At 48.2% G+C, this 328-nt stretch carries 1 rRNA gene; it reads right to left on the bottom strand.

Annotated elements, in window-relative coordinates:
- Positions 1-328, bottom strand: a 23S ribosomal RNA gene (locus CF599_RS19400); the annotation flags it as partial.

The following is a 328-nucleotide window of genomic DNA, read 5'->3' as shown; positions in this document are numbered from 1 at the left end:
GCTGTCTGGGCAATCAAACCGCGTTATTTCAACTTAGTATACATTTGGGGACCTTAGCTGATGGTCTGGGTTCTTTCCCTCTCGGACATGGACCTTAGCACCCATGCCCTCACTGATAATTATCATTACTTAGCATTCGGAGTTTGTCAGGAATTGGTAGGCGGTGAAGCCCCCGCATCCAATCAGTAGCTCTACCTCTAAGTAACTGTGATTATCGCTGCACCTAAATGCATTTCGGGGAGTACGAGCTATTTCCGAGTTTGATTGGCCTTTCACCCCTACCCACAGGTCATCCGAAAACTTTTCAGCGTTTGACGGTTCGGTCCTC

This window comes from Myroides sp. N17-2 (assembly GCF_002286775.1).
Classification (GTDB): domain Bacteria; phylum Bacteroidota; class Bacteroidia; order Flavobacteriales; family Flavobacteriaceae; genus Flavobacterium.
Note: the sequence above shows the minus strand (reverse complement) of the source record. Positions and strands in the feature narration are given on the sequence as shown.